The organism is Paraburkholderia azotifigens, from assembly GCF_007995085.1.
Taxonomy (GTDB): Bacteria; Pseudomonadota; Gammaproteobacteria; order Burkholderiales; family Burkholderiaceae; genus Paraburkholderia; species Paraburkholderia azotifigens.
Window position 1 is genome coordinate 2,631,700 of sequence record NZ_VOQS01000001.1, and the last position, 13,949, is coordinate 2,645,648.

Consider the following 13,949-nt stretch of genomic DNA (forward strand, 5'->3'; position numbering starts at 1 on the left):
TTAGCGGGTATCCGCGTTACTTCGAGTTCAGCGAGCCCGACAGGCCGCCGCCGCCGAACAGCTGGTTCAGGTATGCCGTGTTGTTCTGCATTGTCGTCATCAGCGTGTTCAGCGCCGAGAACTGCGCGTTGTACTGATCGGTCAGCGTGCTCTGATAGTTGGTGAGCTGCGTCGCCTGATCCGACAGATTGCTCAGGTCGGTGTTCAGCGCCTGCGTGCGCTGATCGATCGTGCCGCTCGACTGCGTGTACGTGTTGATGAAGTTGTTCAGCGTCACGCCCATGCCGTTCGTCGTGTTGAACGCGGCTGCGACGGTCGAACTGTTGCTCGACAGCGCATTTTCCAGCGTCGTCGAATCGACGGACAGCGTGCCGTCGTGTTGCAGGTTGATGCCGATCGACGACAGGCTGATCGTCTTGCCGCCGACGCTGATGCCGCCGCCGACCAGCGCGCCGAGCGTGTTCGTGATCGTGTTCGTCATCGAATCGCCGAGCAGCGGGCCGGCCTGCGAGCCCGTCGCCTGCGTCGAGTCCCACGTCAGCCCCGTGGCCGTCGTGACGTAGTTGTTGTACGCGGTGACAAAGGCGTTGATGGACTTTTCCGACGCCGACGTGTCGTTTGTGATCGAGATGGTCTGCGTGCTGTTCGCGGTCGCGTTCGAGATGTCGATGTTCACGCCCGTCAGCGCCGACGTGACGACGTTCGTCGAGCTGGTGATCGCGTTGCCGTCGAGCGAAAAGTTCGCGTCCTTGCCCGCCGTGACTTGCGTGAAACTGGCCGTGTTCAGGCCGGAGCTGAGGCCCGCGCTTGCCGAAACCGACACGCTGTTGGCCGCGCCCGTCGCTTTCGAGGTCAGCACCAGATGCTGGCCGTCGGCCGCAGTGATGACGGCTGCCGAGACGCCCGGATTGTTGTTCGCCGTGTTGATCGAGTTAGCGATGGTCGCTAGCGTGTCCGACGACGTCACGTTGATCTGCATGGAGTTGCTGCCTACGCCCACCGTCAGCGTACCGCTGCCGAGGCTCGCGCCCGAGGTGTAAGCCTGCGAAGAAATCTTGTTGGCGGTCGCAATATTGGTGACGGCCAACGTGTAGTTGCCTGCCACCGCGCCCTTGCCGGTTGTCGTCGATGCCGTGACGCCCGTGCCGCTGACGGCGACTGCCAGCTGATTGAGCGCCGTGCCGTCGGACAGGCCGCTGATTGCCGTCTGCAGCGACGAAAGCGCCGATTTGATCTTGCCGATTGCGGAGAGCTCGGCGTTGTCCGAGGTTTGCTTGGTTGTGATCGCCGACGATTGAGCCGCGGTCTTCGCCGTCACAAGCGCCGACACCAGTGAATTCACATCGAGGGTCGACTTGGTCGAGCCGCTGATGATGGACTGCGCTGCCTGCTGTAGCAGGGAAGTGACGTCAGTGGATGAAGTCGAAGTCGACGTGGTGGTCATGCGGTGCTCCGATTGGCGAAACGGACTGCGTTGGGTTCTCGGCGTTCAAATGCATGATGGGAGGCGAACCTCCCAAGCATGCGATACAGCTGTTTTTTTATTTGCCGAAGCCGGGCGCGAGCCGCGGCTTCGGGTGCGGCGCCGGACCGCGCGCCGTCTGTCGTTACTCTTACTGGAGGAGCTTCAGAACTTGCTGGGGCATCGAGTTCGCTTGCGCCAGAACCGAGATACCAGCTTGTTGCAGAACCTGAGCCTTCGACAGGTTCGCCGTTTCCGTCGCGAAATCTGCGTCGGTGATCTGTGAACGCGCTGCACTCATGTTCGTTGCTTGAGTTTGCGTCGTCGAAATTGCAGCCTGGAACGTGTTCTGCGTTGCGCCCAGCGTTGCTTGGAACGTGTTCACGCTCGTCAGAACGTTGTCGATCTGGCTCATCGCGGACTGGGCTGCCGATGCCGTCGAAACGCTCAGCGCGTTGATGCCGAGGTTCGTCGCGTCCCACTTTTGCGTGCCGAAGTCAGCCGTGATCTCCTGGCCCTTGAACGCGCCGATCTGGAAGTTGACCGAGCTGATGCCGTTCAGAACCGATTGGCCGTTGAACGTCGTTTGTTGCGCAACGCGCGTGATTTCCGTCAGACGGGTCGACACTTCCGACTGGAGGTTAGCCAGTGCGTTCGAGTCGAGCGAGCCGTCACCTGCTTCCACCGCCAGCTGGCGGATACGTTGCAGGTTGTCGACGACCGACTGCAGTGCGCCGTTCGTGGTTTGCACCATCGAGATGCCGTTGTTCGCGTTGGCAGCACCTTGCGTCAGCGCGTTGATCGATGCCGTTTGCGACGTCGAAATCGCGAGACCTGCCGCGTCGTCGGCAGCGGTGTTCACACGCTTGCCCGACGACAGGCGGTTGATCGCCTGCGACAGTGCGCTTTGCGAACCCGACAGGTTGTTCTGCGCGGTCAGCGAAGCGATGTTGGTGTTGATATTCAGCATTTTGCGTCCTCGTTTGTAAAACGCCTCGGATGTAGGAGGCTGTTTTGGCTCGGCGTCGCGCCTTACTGTGTGCATTGCGTCGCCGCCTGTCCTGGTTGACGGCGTGGTCAGAAGAAAACTTTAGGGGCGATCTTGCGAAATTTGGGGGCGCATGGATGCGGGCGGCACGCTGTCGGGGGCGTCTGTGACGATCGGGAAGACGGCGTATCCTTGATGGCCCGCTTCCTTTGCTCGTGGAGATGTCATGCAGAAACGCAAGCTCGGCACGTCGCAACTGCAGGTCGCGCCGCTGATGTTCGGAGGAAATGTATTCGGCTGGACGGCCGACGAAGCCACGTCGTTTTCGATCCTCGACGCATTTGCCGACGCGGGCCTGAATTTCATCGATACCGCCGACGTCTATTCGGCATGGGTGCCGGGCAATCAAGGCGGCGAATCGGAAACGATCATCGGCAAGTGGTTCGCGAAGTCGGGCAAGCGCGACAGGATCGTGCTGTCGACGAAGGTCGGCATGCTGGGAAATCGCAAGGGGCTGTCGGCGGGCAACATTCGCGCGGCCGTCGAAGATTCGCTGCGACGCCTGCAGACGGACTACATCGACGTCTACTTTTCGCATCTCGACGACGAGGAGACGCCGCTGGCGGAGACGCTCGGCGCGTACCAGCAGCTGATCGAAGCGGGCAAGGTGCGGGTGATCGGCGCGTCCAACTACGGCGGCGCGCGGCTGCAGGAAGCGCTGCAGATCGCGCGGGACAATGGCTTGCCGCAGTATCAGGTGATCCAGCCGGAGTACAACCTGTACGACCGTGCCGCTTACGAAACCGACCTCGAGCCGATCGCGCTCGCCGAGCGGCTGGGCGTGGTCTGCTACTACAGCCTCGCGAGCGGTTTCCTGTCGGGCAAATACCGTTCACGCGACGATCTGTCGAAGAGCGCGCGGGGCCGCAAGGTCGAGGCGTATCTGAACGAACGCGGCTTCGCGATCCTCGATGCACTCGAAGAAGTGGCGGGGCGGCACGGCAGCACGCCGGCTTCGGTGGCACTCGCGTGGCTGATCGCGCGTCCCAGCATCACGGCGCCGATTGCCAGCGCGACGTCCGTCGAACAGCTCGAGAGTCTTGTCGCTGCTGTGCATCTGACGCTCACGGACGCAGATTTGCGCGCATTGAACGACGCAAGTGCCTGATCGTAAACGTCAAAAAGCTGGTCGGAAGGTTGATTTCCTGATATGATCGGGAGTGAATTGAGATCTTTGCTCGTTTCGTCATGGGTTACTGGTGGCGAAACGCTAGCTAGGCGCGGCGCTGCAATGTGCGCTGCCCGCGTTTCGCGGTGAACTCCCACCTCTCTTTTCCGGCCTCCGTGGCCGCTTCGCCTCTCGTTTCAGTAGTGCTTTGCCAGATCTGGAACGACCGGAGGGCCGGCGCGTGAGTGGGCTGACCGCCACGCCATTAACCGTATCAAGCGTTTTTAGGAATTACATGACGACGATTCTCCTGAAGGAAAATGAGCCGTTCGAAGTGGCAATCCGCCGCTTCCGCCGCGCAATCGAAAAGAATGGCCTGATCGCAGAACTGCGTGAACGCCAGGCATACGAAAAGCCGACGACGGCTCGTAAGCGCAAGAAGGCAGCTGCAGTGAAGCGCCTGCACAAGCGCCTGCGCAGCCAGATGCTGCCGAAGAAGCTGCACTAAGCACGCTTCCGGCACGCGAAAGCACGCCTACGGCGGTGTGAGCTTCGAAAGAAGCCACACCGCCGTTTTTCATTTGCAGCGTCGATTGGGGTGTAAAGAAGCGCGGAGACTTCCGCGCGGCTTATTTCTGGACTAGAGGGTCAGGCGGTGGTCCGGACGCGTTCATCGGAAAGGCCGAACTGACGTGCGATCGAGCGCAGCCGGTCGCGCCATTCCCAGGTGCCGAAAACGTCGTGAACGTTTTGCAGGCAACTGAGCAAGTCGACGATGACAGGATCGTAGATGTTGAGGCGCGAGCGCAGCAGCGCCTTCTTTAATGCGGCCACGCCGACGTCCATATAAATCGGCATTTCGGCCGGCGTTTTGCCGATGAATCGCACGGGAATGCCTTCCATCGCCGTCATGTAGTCGCGCGAATGGATAAAGCTGCCGACCGGGCAACCCCCGCAATAGCCGCGGTAGGCGCCGCCACCGCGCGGCAGCAACGCCGCACGGCCCTGGCCGAACAGATGATCGACTGCCCGGTCGTAGATTTCCTGATGTGTCAGGAAGTTATGAGTTTTCATGTTGGTCTCCCCCAGCGCACTGCGCAGCGGTCATTCGTTTCCGGTGCAAGAGTCGACAGTATCCTGTGACGGGCGCGCTGCCTAAGCTCTGACCAGGACGTCGATTACCGTCCAATTCGCGGTTTGCGGACGACGCGCGTTACACCAGCAATGCCGTCGACACCCGGCTGACTTCCCCGTCCGGAGGTGCGTCGAACGACATCGCATGCATCAGTTATAACGAGCGAAATGCAAAAATGGACAGCCGGTGTGTTGGCTAGCGCTCAGTTCCTGCGTCGGGTGCCGATGACTCTCGCTCGCCGCGCTGCCCGGCCACGCGTACGCCTTTACGGACGCGGTTTCCGCCCGCGCCGCTTCGCAAACATCACGACCTTTCGAACGGGCGCGATCATGCCATGTGTTGCGACCGCGCGACATGTGTCCGCGGTCGGCGCATGGCGCGCAGCCCGTCAATTCGCGTTCTTTTTGCGGCCTTTTCTGCCGAGCGACGCGCACCGCGAATAGCAGGTGCAATCGGTTTGATGATCGTTGACCATGCCGACCGCCTGCATGAAGGCATAACAGATAGTTGTGCCCACAAATTTGCAGCCATAGCCTTTGAGCGCCTTGCTGAGCGCATCCGACACTTCCGTCGAAGCGGGCGCGTGCTTGTAGCTCGTCCACGCGTTCTGGACCGGCACGTTGTCGACGAACGACCATACGAAGTCCGCCAGGGAACCGTGCTCCGCCTGAATCTGCCTGACGGCTTTAGCATTGAGCACCGTCGACTCGATCTTGCCGCGATGCCGCACGATGCCCTCGTCGAGCACGAGGGCATCGATCTTTTGCGGCGTATAGCGGGCAACCTTGTCGATATCGAAATTCGAAAACGCACGCCGGTATCCGGCGCGCTTGTTCAGGATCGTCGACCAGGACAACCCTGCCTGCGCGCCCTCGAGCACGAGCATCTCGAACAGATGCTGGTCGTTGCGCGAAGGGACACCCCACTCGGTGTCGTGATAGTGTGCGAGCGCTTCGCTCGTCGCCCAGTTGCATCGCTGCTCAGCCACGTTCCGGCTCCTGCTTGGTTGGTTGATCGCCCGTCGATCGGGCCACGCCAGCATAGCGGAACGGGGTGAGGCCGCAACCTGGCCGATCGGCCAATTGTCGCGGGCGGCGAGACCTGCCACGCTATGCGGTAACACATCAATGAGCGAATCGATGAAACAAGACCTCTATCTGATCGGCGTCGACGGCGGTGGCACCGGCACGCGTGTCGTGCTGGCGAACGCCGAAGGGCAGGAACTCGCACAGGGCACGGCGGGGCCATCGGGCCTGGGGCTCGGTGTCGAGCGCGCGTGGGAATCGATCCTTGCGGCCAGCGCGCAAGCGTGCGCACTCGCTGGCGTGACAGCCGACTGGTCGCGCTTCGTCTTCGGCTGCGGGCTCGCGGGCGTCAACAATCGCGACTGGCTGTCCGCCTTTCGCGCCAAGGCGCCGGCGCTTGCCGGTCTGTCTATCGAGCACGACGCCTATTCCACACTGCTCGGCGCTCACGGCGGCGAGCCGGGCGTGATCGTCGCGCTTGGAACGGGCAGCGTGGCGGCTGTGCTAGACCGCGACGGCGAGTGCCGTACGGTCAGCGGCTACGGCTATCCGTCCGCCGACGAAGCGAGCGGTGCATGGCTCGGCCTGCGCGCCATCGTGCATGCGCAGCAGGCGCTCGACGGCCGCGTTCCCCCCGACGAACTCTCACAGGCATTGATCGATCACGTGGGCGTGTCGGATCGCGACGGGCTCGTGGTCTGGCTCTGCGACGCAAATCAGACGGCTTATGCGAGCATTGCGCGCGTCGTCGTCGAGCATCGTGAGCATCCGTTTGCCGCGCGCCTGCTACACGAAGCCGGCCAGGAAATCGGCAAGATGATTGCCGCGCTCGATCCGTCCGGAACTTTGCCCATCGCGCTGTGCGGCGGGCTCGGCCAGCCGTTGAGCGAGTACGTGCCCGCGCCCTATCGGGGACGGCTGCGCGCGCCGCTTTCGGATTCGGCGCATGGCGCGCTGCAACTGGCCCGGCGGGAGGCTACCCGAATCAGCGGGGCATAACCGATGAAGCGCATGACGGACGAGGAGCGGGCACGGGCGGAAACGGAAAGCAGCGCGCCCGAAGGCGATAAAATAGACGCTTTCCGACGCCGCCTGTCCGCCTACCCATGTACAAAGTCATTGCCAGCGATCTGGACGGAACACTGCTGAACAGCAACCACCAGGTCGACCCGTTTACGATCAACACGGTGCGCGCGCTGGAAGCGCAAGGCATCCACATCGTGATCGCGACGGGGCGCCACTATTGCGACGTCGCGGGTATTCGCGACGTGCTGGGCATCCGGCCATATCTGATCACGTCGAACGGCGCCCGCGTCCATTCGCCGGACGACGAAATGATCTTCGCCGACGACCTTCAGGCCGACGCGGTCAAGGAACTCGTGAAACCGGAAATCGCGGGTGAGCATGGGCGCGTGATCGTCAATCTGTTCGCCGACCGCGAATGGCTGATCGATCGGGATGCGCCGGAGTTGCTGCGCTATCACCAGGATTCAGGCTTCACCTATAACGTGACGGATTTGCAGCAGCACGACGGCGCGGACATCGCGAAGGCGCTGTACATTGGCGACCCGAAAGATCTCGCCGTCGTGGCGGCCAACCTGCAGCAGACGTTCGGCGAGACGCTCTATGTCACGTATTCGCTGCCGGACTGTCTCGAGGTGATGACGGCGAACGTATCGAAAGGGCGCGCGCTGCAGTTCGTGCTCGACCGCCTGAATGTGCCTGCGGCGAAGTGCGTCGCCTTCGGCGACAACATGAACGATATCGACATGCTGGAAACGGCGGGCCATCCGTTCATGATGAACAATGCCAATCCTGACCTGATCCAGCGCCTGCCGAACGTGCCGCGTATCGGCAACAACTTCGAAGCGGGCGTCGCGCATCATTTGCGCAAGCTGTTCGCGCTCGACGACGAGCTGACGGCGTAAATCCCGGAGATCAAATGCACATGGCGCGTTCCCGTTCCCGGAAACGCGCCATGTGGCTGTCGACTACCGGGCGAGGGTGAAATTTCCCGCCCGGCTACGCGGCCTCACTGGCCTCAGTCGCGCTCAGTCTCGATAACCGCCGCCCCGATGGTCTTCGTTCCAGCGGTTGCCGTAGTTGTTGTTCCAATGGTTATCGTGATCCCAGCGGCCACGATTCCAGCCGCGATCGCGTCGATAGCCGTCGTAACGATGATCGCCCCAATACCGGTTCCCGTAATAGACCGGCTGCGGCGCAGGCGCAACATAGGCCGGCGCGGGCGTTCCGAGCGACAGGCCGATGTTCAGATTCGTGTGCGCCTGTGCGACACGCATGCGCCAGCGGCGAGGCCAACTGCAACGAGCATGTGAGTGACGATGCGCTTCATTGTGCTTCTCCTGTGAATGCGGCGTGGTTGCCGTACAGGTTCAATCTACGCGTCAGCGGCGGGCGTCGCTGCGACAGGATGTTACGAAGTGAAAGTGTGCGATGCCGGATCGAAGGTGATTTCCGGCCGTTGAGCAACGCGTCATGAGGCCCGGCATTGCGCGGCTTCAGACGCTTTGCCTACATACAGTGGGTTGGGGCGAGTTGGTATTCGAGAAAACCGAAAGACATTTTTAAGCGCGGCGAATGTGACCGTAAACCAGCCTTACATTTGAACCATCTATTAATCCTGTTGTGGCTAAAAAAGGGCGCCGACGCGCCCCTTTTTTATTCAGAACGGATAGCGGCAATCACGCGGTCACGCGTGTGCGCCCGGCTTCCGCGGCATGTTGCGCATTCCCCGCAATCAGCGGATACACGATGCCGGCGATCACGGCGCCGAGAATCGGCGCGATCCAGAAGAGCCACAGCTGATCGACAGCTGCGCCCCCCACGAACAGCGCCGGCCCTGTCGAGCGAGCCGGATTCACCGATGTGTTGGTGACGGGAATCGAGATCAGGTGGATCAGCGTGAGGCACAGGCCGATCGCGATGGGCGCGAAGCCCGCGGGCGCGCGCTTGTCGGTTGCGCCGAGAATTACGAACAGGAAGATGGCTGTCATCACCGTTTCGCACACGAACGCGGCCGGCAACGCGTAGTGACCCGGCGAGCGCTCGCCGTAACCGTTGCTCGCGAAACCGCTTGCGACCAGATGGAAATCCGGGTTGCCCGAAGCAATGACGGACAGCACGAACGCGCCGAGCACTGCGCCCAGCACCTGCGCGACGATATACGGCAGAAGGTCGCGCGCCGGGAAACGGCCCGCGACGGTCAGACCTACGCTGACGGCCGGATTCAGATGGCAACCTGAAATATGCCCGATCGCATACGCCATGGTCAGGACGGTCAGGCCGAAAGCGAGCGACACGCCCACGAAGCCGATGCCGAGCCCATGAACCGGGCCGGCGAAATTTGCCGCGAGGACGGCGCTGCCGCAACCTCCGAGTACAAGCCAGAAGGTGCCGAACAGCTCCGCTGCGAGGCGCTTGGAGAGGTTCATCGTGTGTAATCCTAATAAGTACAGGGGATTCAAGGACGAGAGCGCACGCGCTGCCCGGCACTTGCGAGCGCAAATTTTAAGCAACGTTGCACAAATGCACTGTCAAGAATTGTCATTCACGAACGCGGAATTATTTCGTGATAAACCGCCAGCTGTTTGAACGATTCAGCGATTTTTATAAATACTCAGACGAAATCTTTTGATAGCGCCGTATTACCCGCCATTGCGAATTTCGTTGGCAACGGCTAATCTCCGTGCTAACCACTTTTAGAAAAAGAGGGGAGCCCAAATGTCACAATACGCAGATCTCAAGGCGCAGATCGCACGCCTCGAAGCGGAAGCGGCAGAAGCGCGTCGCAATGAAGTGGGCAATGTGATTGCCGAAATCCGCCAGAAAATCGCCGATTACGGACTTAGCGCGCACGACCTCGGTTTTGCGGAGGCGGCACGCCGCGGACGCCCGCCAAAGAAGGCGCCGCTGCCCGCGAAGTATCAGGATCCGAAGTCGGGGAGCACCTGGAGCGGCAGGGGAAAGCCGCCTAAGTGGATTGCCGGCAAGAACCGCGAACGCTTTCTGATCGGCCAGGTGTAATTGGGACAAACGGCGAAAGCCGCCTGAAGGTGTTCCGGCGGAATACGTCACTTCGGAATCCGTTAATGCGCGGCAAGGCACTGAAGCACGGGGATAGCTTCATTCAGTAAAAGCGCATTGCCGCGCATTGAAGAAAGCGCTTCCATTGCCCGCCGCGTCTTGAACCGCGGAAAAGAAAAAGCCGCCCGGGGAGGCGGCTTTTTACTGCGAGCAATCCGAAAACGACGCTTGAACGCCCGCGCAAACGATTTACATGAACAAATTACGCGTCAATCGCGGCATCGGCAGAGTTGACTGTCGTCAGCCCACCGCCACGCGGCGCAGCATCGGACGGCGGGTCGCTTCGAGCAGCGCCGTGTAGCTATCGACGTAGTTCTGCGCCATGATCTTCGAGCTGAAGCGGCGTTCGAACTGTGCGCGGATTTCCGTGCGCGACAGGTCGTCGATACGCTGCAGCGCCGCCACGGCACCCTGCACGTCTTCGCAGATGAAGCCCGTCACGCCGTGGTCGATCACTTCCGGCACCGAACCGCGGTTGAAGGCGATCACGGGCGTGCCGCACGCCATGGATTCGATCATCACGAGGCCGAACGGCTCCGACCAGTCGATCGGGAACAGCAGCGCTTTCGCGCCCGACAGGAATTCCGGCTTCTGTGCTTCGTTGATCTCGCCGATGAACTCGACGTGCGCCTGCGACAGCAGCGGCTCGATTTCCGTCTTGAAGTATTCCTGGTCGACCTTGTCCACCTTGGCGGCGATCTTCAGCGGCAGACCGCTTTGCGCAGCGATCCTGATGGCTGTATCGACGCGCTTTTCCGGACAGATGCGGCCGAGGAACGCGAGGTATTCGGGCTTCTTGCTGGTTTGCGGCGTCAGCAACTGCTCCGGCAGGCCGTGGTAAATCGTGTTCAGCCAATTGGCCTGTTGCAGCGGCAGGCGCTGCGAATCCGAAATCGAGATCACGGGCGCATCTTCGAATGTATCGAACACCGGCTGCAGTTCGGGCAAATCCAGGCGGCCATGCAGCGTCGTCACGAACGGCGTGTCCAGCGTCGAGAACAGCGGGAACGGCAGATAGTCAAGGTGGAAGTGCAGCACGTCGAACTCGTGCGCGATCTTGCGCACCCGCTCGAGCAGCAGCATGTGCGGCGCGAGCGCGTCGCGGATCGTCGGATCCAGACGCAGCGCGCGCGGCCACGCGGCTTCGAGTTTGGCGGACGTCACCGAATCGCCGCTCGCGAAGAGCGTCACATCGTGACCGAGATCGACCAGCGCCTCGGTCAGATACGACACGACGCGTTCTGTGCCGCCATAGAGTTTCGGTGGAACAGCTTCGTACAACGGTGCGATTTGTGCGATTCGCATGCGTGATCTCCTTGTGCAAAGGGGCTTCGCGCGGCGCTGCCTGGCGTGTGGCAAAAAGCGGAAGCCTGTCGGACGGTTGGGCGCGGTGTGCCGCCGCCCGTGGCAGGAAGCCCAATGGGGTTATCCCTAGGTGTCATTATCGGGATCGCGAGCGCCAATTCGAGCTATTTTTCAAACACTTAACGTTGTTACAGCGCGAAACATGATGCGTAATAAGTGCCCGTATGCTGCCCAAAAGCACGAAGCGATCGGCATCCAGGCAATATCCGCCGCACTTTGAGTCATAAGACGCAGCATGTTGCGTGGCCGATTCGTCCGATCAATTTGTGCGCCGCCGAACATTTCGATGCGAATTTCGCTTTGTTTCCGCTCAAATATGGGCGCATAATCCGCTTCCCAAACCTTTCACGCGTGCTCTCGCGTGTAACCGGGCAGCGCTTTTCGCGCACCAATGTCCGTCGAAATTCCCCGCCGCGAAAATTTGTAGGAAAAATTCCTACAGAAATCCTGGATTATTCCGTCAACCAGTTGGGGCGAGTGTCCGATTTTCGTTAGCGCCTCCCTTAGCGAAAATGCACGCTAACCATAAGCGTGCCGTTCGTGGTTTTTTTTAACGCGATCGAGCAAACGTTTTACGACGGCCTGACCAGCCAGATTCAAAATCGGGGGAATTCAATGAGCGCCCAAAGTGACATGCTCAATGAAATTAGGGAAGTGAACTTGTCCTATTTGCTACTCGCGCAGCGCCTGCTGCGTGAAGACAAGCCAATGGGCATGTTCCGCATGGGCATTTCGGAGCAGCTTGCCGATGTGCTCGCCAACCTGTCGCTCGCGCAGACCGTGAAACTGGCCTCATCGAACCAGGTGCTGTGCCGCTTCCGCTTCGACGACCACCAGATCCTTTCGTCGCTGGCCGACAAGGGCAAATCGACAGCCGTTGCCCAGGCGCACTCCGCCATCCTGATGGCGGGCCAGCCCGTCGAGCAGATCGGCTGAAACCGCCGGCGGCCGACGACGGGCGCCTGAGCGCCCGAACTGAGCCAACCTACGCGCGCCGGCGACGGCGCTTTCATCGTTTTCTGCCGGCCGTGCCGGCGGGAACGGCAACGGACGCGGGAAGCGGGGCGGATGGCACAAAAAAGCGTGGTGCTCGAAGTCAGGGAGATCACCCTGGCGATTGAACTGATCGAACTCGGCGCGCGCCTGCAGTTGCTCGAAGCCGAGACGACGCTGTCGCGAGACCGGCTGATCAAGCTGTACAAGGAAGTGAAGGGCGTATCGCCGCCCAAAGGGATGCTGCCGTTTTCGACCGACTGGTTCATGACGTGGCAGCCGAACATTCACTCGTCGCTGTTCTACAACGTCTACCGCTTCATGTCGGGGCTGGGCCGCTGCGAGACGATCCAGTCGATCGTCAAGTCATACCGGCTGTACCTCGAACACGTGCGGATGCACCACGACGAACCGGCGCTGAGCCTCACGCGCGCGTGGACGCTGGTGCGCTTCTTCGATTCCGGCATGCTGCAGATGACGGCATGCACCCGCTGCCGGGGACATTTCGTCGCACACGCGCACGATCCGCAGCACGGCTTCGTATGCGGTTTGTGTGCGCCGCCGTCGCGCGCCGGTAAGACCCGGAAAGCCGCCGACGCCCGCTGCGAAGCGTCGCAAGCCACGCTTTGCGCGCCGCTCGACGAAGCGCTGGAAGCCTTGTCGGACGGCGTCGCCGCGCCCGCCTGAGAGACCGTTCGAAAGCCCGCCGTGCGGGCTGTCGCGTCTGAGCAGGCGCACTCTGGTTAACACCGTCCTCATCGCGCGCTCATTCCGCCAAAGTTTTCCGACTGCTTGCCGTAAACCTGAATAACGACGGTCTCCCGTCGCTTTTCGTGAGGGCTCGGCAGTGCTGATTTTCGTGGGAACACTCGTTACGCTGTTGTCCGTCTTCGGCGGCTATGCGCTGGAGGGCGGCCACCTGGGCGCGCTCATGCAGCCCGTCGAAGTGCTGATGATCGCAGGAGCGGGTCTTGGCGCGTTCATCCTCGGCAACGGGATGAAGACGATCAAGGCTACGTTGCGCGTGATTCCGACGCTGTTCAAAGGCGCCAAGTACAACAAGGACGTCTACATGGAGCTGATGGCGCTCCTGTACGTGCTGTTGGCGAAGGCGCGCAAGGAGGGCACGCTGACGCTCGAAGCGGATATCGACGATCCGCAGAAGAGCCCGATCTTCACGCAATACCCGAAGATTCTCGCGGACCATCACATCGTCGAATTCCTGACGGACTATCTGCGCCTGATGGTCGGCGGCAACATGAACGCGTTCGAAATCGAAAGCCTGATGGACGAAGAGATCGAAACGCATCACGCCGAAGGCGAGGCGCCCGCACACGCGCTGATGAAGGTCGGCGACGCGATGCCCGCATTCGGTATCGTCGCGGCCGTAATGGGCGTGGTCCACACGATGGCGTCGGCCGACAAGCCGCCCGCCGTGCTCGGCGAAATGATCGCGCAGGCGCTGGTCGGCACCTTCCTCGGCATTCTGCTTTCGTATGGTCTGATCGGGCCGCTCGCAAGCGTCGCGGAACAGCGCGTCACGGAATCCACCAAGATGTTCCAGTGCATCAAGGTGACGATTCTCGCGAGCCTGAACGGTTACGCGCCCGCCATCGCCGTCGAATTCGGCCGCAAGGTTCTCTTCTCGACCGAACGCCCGTCGTTCGCCGAACTGGAAGAGCACGTGCGCCGCGTGAAGGCGAAATAAG

Annotated in this window: 14 protein-coding genes and 1 pseudogene; 8 read left to right on the forward strand and 7 right to left on the reverse strand. The window is 61.2% G+C overall.

All coding sequences use genetic code 11. From position 1 onward, the window contains the following. Nucleotides 1–16: 16 nt before the first annotated feature. On the reverse strand, nucleotides 17–1,444 hold the full coding sequence (fliD, locus tag FRZ40_RS11660) for a flagellar filament capping protein FliD (protein ID WP_147234195.1): 1,428 nt from the start codon (nucleotides 1,442–1,444) through the stop codon (nucleotides 17–19). A 169-nt stretch (nucleotides 1,445–1,613) separates the two neighbouring features. After that, on the reverse strand, nucleotides 1,614–2,432 hold the full coding sequence (locus FRZ40_RS11665) for a flagellin domain-containing protein (RefSeq protein WP_147234196.1): 819 nt from the start codon (nucleotides 2,430–2,432) through the stop codon (nucleotides 1,614–1,616). Between the two features lie 244 nt (nucleotides 2,433–2,676). Here FRZ40_RS11665 and FRZ40_RS11670 point away from each other — a divergent pair, with 244 nt between their 5' ends. Both FRZ40_RS11670 and rpsU read left to right on the forward strand, forming a co-directional pair. Continuing rightward, nucleotides 2,677–3,618, forward strand: coding sequence for an aldo/keto reductase (locus FRZ40_RS11670; RefSeq protein ID WP_147234197.1), 942 nt, complete (start codon nucleotides 2,677–2,679; stop codon nucleotides 3,616–3,618). 295 nt (nucleotides 3,619–3,913) lie between these two features. Next, nucleotides 3,914–4,126: a 30S ribosomal protein S21 gene (rpsU, locus tag FRZ40_RS11675; protein ID WP_007581560.1), complete on the forward strand. Its 213-nt coding sequence runs from the start codon at nucleotides 3,914–3,916 to the stop codon at nucleotides 4,124–4,126. A 140-nt stretch (nucleotides 4,127–4,266) separates the two neighbouring features. Here rpsU and FRZ40_RS11680 read toward each other — a convergent pair whose 3' ends face one another. Continuing rightward, complete coding sequence (locus FRZ40_RS11680) at nucleotides 4,267–4,692, reverse strand: hypothetical protein (protein WP_147234198.1); 426 nt, start codon at nucleotides 4,690–4,692, stop codon at nucleotides 4,267–4,269. A 449-nt stretch (nucleotides 4,693–5,141) separates the two neighbouring features. After that, entirely contained in the window at nucleotides 5,142–5,795 is a 654-nt protein-coding gene (locus FRZ40_RS11685; protein WP_193566986.1) for a DNA-3-methyladenine glycosylase I, read from the reverse strand. Nucleotides 5,796–5,892: 97 nt separating this feature from the next. Between FRZ40_RS11685 and FRZ40_RS11690 the strand changes: the two genes are divergently transcribed. Beyond that, nucleotides 5,893–6,777, forward strand: coding sequence for a glucosamine kinase nucleotide-binding domain-containing protein (locus tag FRZ40_RS11690; RefSeq protein ID WP_147234200.1), 885 nt, complete (start codon nucleotides 5,893–5,895; stop codon nucleotides 6,775–6,777). Between the two features lie 107 nt (nucleotides 6,778–6,884). Continuing rightward, nucleotides 6,885–7,706, forward strand: a complete 822-nt coding sequence (locus FRZ40_RS11695; RefSeq protein WP_147234201.1) for a Cof-type HAD-IIB family hydrolase — start codon at nucleotides 6,885–6,887, stop codon at nucleotides 7,704–7,706. 123 nt (nucleotides 7,707–7,829) lie between these two features. Here FRZ40_RS11695 and FRZ40_RS11700 read toward each other — a convergent pair. Both FRZ40_RS11700 and aqpZ read right to left on the reverse strand, forming a co-directional pair. Beyond that, nucleotides 7,830–8,131: pseudogene (locus FRZ40_RS11700) on the reverse strand (hypothetical protein). A 349-nt stretch (nucleotides 8,132–8,480) separates the two neighbouring features. Then, nucleotides 8,481–9,230 (reverse strand): aquaporin Z, encoded by a 750-nt coding sequence (gene aqpZ / locus FRZ40_RS11705; RefSeq protein ID WP_147234202.1) that lies wholly within the window; start codon nucleotides 9,228–9,230, stop codon nucleotides 8,481–8,483. A 289-nt stretch (nucleotides 9,231–9,519) separates the two neighbouring features. Here aqpZ and FRZ40_RS11710 point away from each other — a divergent pair, with 289 nt between their 5' ends. Then, on the forward strand, nucleotides 9,520–9,822 hold the full coding sequence (locus tag FRZ40_RS11710; protein ID WP_028364045.1) for an H-NS histone family protein: 303 nt from the start codon (nucleotides 9,520–9,522) through the stop codon (nucleotides 9,820–9,822). A gap of 300 nt (nucleotides 9,823–10,122) precedes the next feature. On the opposite strand, the gene FRZ40_RS11715 is transcribed toward FRZ40_RS11710, so the two are convergent. After that, entirely contained in the window at nucleotides 10,123–11,187 is a 1,065-nt protein-coding gene (locus FRZ40_RS11715) for a glycosyltransferase family 4 protein (RefSeq protein WP_147234203.1), read from the reverse strand. 675 nt (nucleotides 11,188–11,862) lie between these two features. On the opposite strand from FRZ40_RS11715, the gene flhD reads away from it, so the two are divergent. From flhD to motA, 3 genes are all read left to right on the forward strand, one after another. Beyond that, the gene (flhD, locus tag FRZ40_RS11720; RefSeq protein WP_028364047.1) at nucleotides 11,863–12,183 is read left to right on the forward strand and encodes a flagellar transcriptional regulator FlhD; all 321 of its coding nucleotides are present in this window, start codon (nucleotides 11,863–11,865) and stop codon (nucleotides 12,181–12,183) included. Between the two features lie 132 nt (nucleotides 12,184–12,315). Continuing rightward, nucleotides 12,316–12,927: a flagellar transcriptional regulator FlhC gene (gene flhC / locus FRZ40_RS11725; protein WP_147234204.1), complete on the forward strand. Its 612-nt coding sequence runs from the start codon at nucleotides 12,316–12,318 to the stop codon at nucleotides 12,925–12,927. Nucleotides 12,928–13,087: 160 nt separating this feature from the next. Then, the gene (motA, locus tag FRZ40_RS11730; RefSeq protein ID WP_007581537.1) at nucleotides 13,088–13,948 is read left to right on the forward strand and encodes a flagellar motor stator protein MotA; all 861 of its coding nucleotides are present in this window, start codon (nucleotides 13,088–13,090) and stop codon (nucleotides 13,946–13,948) included. The last annotated feature ends 1 nt before the right edge of the window (nucleotide 13,949 follow it).